This is a genomic window from Phaeovulum sp. (assembly GCF_041596715.1).
Classification (GTDB): Bacteria; Pseudomonadota; Alphaproteobacteria; order Rhodobacterales; family Rhodobacteraceae; genus UBA6213.
The window spans coordinates 1-2,121 of record NZ_JBFHIA010000360.1; the positions used below are offsets into that span (position 1 = coordinate 1).

General features: G+C 63.6%; 2 protein-coding genes. Both read left to right on the top strand.

The window, feature by feature from the left end; all coding sequences use genetic code 11:
• Positions 1-1,237: FtsX-like permease family protein (locus tag ABY403_RS15980; protein WP_372841802.1), on the top strand; the 1,237-nt coding region annotated here is incomplete at its 5' end.
• 2 nt (positions 1,238-1,239) lie between these two features.
• Positions 1,240-2,121: efflux RND transporter periplasmic adaptor subunit (locus ABY403_RS15985; protein ID WP_372841803.1), on the top strand; the 882-nt coding region annotated here is incomplete at its 3' end.

Genomic DNA, 2,121 nt, shown 5'->3' on the forward strand with positions numbered 1-2,121 from the left:
GGGCCTGCTGGTCTTGCGCCAGGTCTTTGCGCTGACCCCGGCAGTAGCCATGCGCCCGCCCGCACCCCCAAACTTCAGCCGCACCGGCAGAATCGGCCATAGCCTCAACCGCTTTCTCGATCAGCCAAGTCGCATGGTGCTACGGCGACTGACGCGCCAGCCGGGGCGCATGGCCGGCTCAATGATCGGCATCGCTTGTGGCATGGCGCTTTCTGTCTCGATGATCACCATCTACGCGGGTTTCGATGAGACGATTGATCTGACCTTTTCGGTCGTGGATCGCAGCGATGTCATGGTCAGCTTTACCCATCCGGTCAGCGACAAGACCCTGTTCGAACTGGCGCGCTTGCCGGGGGTAGAGCGGGTGGAGCCGGTGCGCAACGTGGCGGTGGTGATGCGCTATGGGCTGCAAAGCCAGCGCGGCGCGCTGACCGGCTTGCCGCAGAACCCAGAGTTGAACCGCGCGCTCGACAAGCAGATGCAGCCGATCGCGCTGCCACAAAGCGGCGTGATCCTGTCGGATGTGCTGGCAGGTATGTTGGGGGTGGCGCCGGGCGACACGCTGACGGTCGATGTGCGCGAGGGTCGCCAGCCGTTGATGCAGATACCCGTCGCTGGCACCGCGCAGACATTGCTTGGCGCGCCCGCCTATATGGATCTGGCCGCGCTGAACCGAAGCCTCGGCGAGCCCGACCGGATTTCAGGCGCCTATCTGATGATCGACGAGGCGCAGGGCGATGCCATCTACGCCGCGCTGCAAGACATGCCAACCGTGGCCGGTGTCAGCGTCAAATCGCAGGCGCGCGACGCCTTCTTGCGCATCATGAACGAGGGCGCGGGCGCAATTCGTTATGTGATGGGCTCGCTTGCTTTCGTCATCACCTTCGGCATCGTTTACAATGCGGCGCGGATTGCGCTGGCGGAACGGTCGCGCGACCTCGCATCGCTGCGGGTGATCGGTTTTTCCAGCGGTGAAGTGGCGTTCGTGCTACTGGGGGAACTGGCGGTGGTGACGCTGGTGGCGCTGCCTGTCGGGGCGTTGCTGGGCTATTATCTTTCGTTCGGTATTGCCGCGGGTTTTTCGACGGACCTCTATCAGATTCCAGCCATCTTCGACCCTGTCAGCTACGGGCAGGGTATGCTTGTCGTGCTTGGCGCGGCCTTCGTTTCGGGATGGATAGTGAAACGCGACCTTGATCGGGCGGACCTGATCGTGGCGCTCAAGGCACGGGATTGATCATGGCACTACGCAAGAAGAAAAGCTCGCGGCTGTTTTTGACCTTGGTTGTTGCGGCGCTGGTGGGCGGTGCGCTGGTCGCGGCATTCTGGCCTCGCGCCTTGATGGTCGATCTGGGCGAGGTGACGCGCGGCGCGATGATGGTGACGATCGACGAAGAGGGCCGCGCGCAGGTTGCCGAGGCCTATGTCGTCTCAACCCCCATTGCTGGCCGCCTGCAACGGGTCGAGGTCAAACCGGGCGATGCGGTGGTGCGTGGTGAAACCGTGGTGGCACATATGTTGCCGATCAACCCTTCCGCACTTGATGTGCGCACGCGCGAACAGGCGCTGGCTGCGGTGCAGGCCGCCGAAGCCGCGGTGCGGGTTGCGCGCGCCGATCTGAACGTGGCGATGGCCAGCCGCGATTTCGCCGAAAGCGAACTTGCGCGCACCGAACAGCTTGCCGAGCGCCAGATCGCAAGCGAATCCGCGCTCGACAGCGCCAGACAAAAACGGCGCGTGGCCGTGGCGCAGGTTGAAACCGCCGAAGCCGCGATTTCGATGCGCGAGGCAGAGCTGGCCAATGCGCGCGCGCTGTTGATCGGGTTTGACGACCGTGGGCTGGCCGCCGCCCTGCGTGAACAGACCAGCGAGGACATCCCGCTTTGGGCACCTGCCACGGGGCGGATCTTGCAGATCATGCAGCAAAGCGAGACCACGCTGCCCGCTGGTGTCCCGATCATGGAAATCGGCAATATCGCGGATGGGCTGGAGGTGGTGGTGCAACTGATCTCGTCTGACGCGGTTCAAGTAAAGGTGGGCGATCCGGTCATCATTGATGATTGGGGCGGAGATGTGCCGCTGCCGGGCAAGGTTCGCCGGATCGACCCCTTTGCGATCACC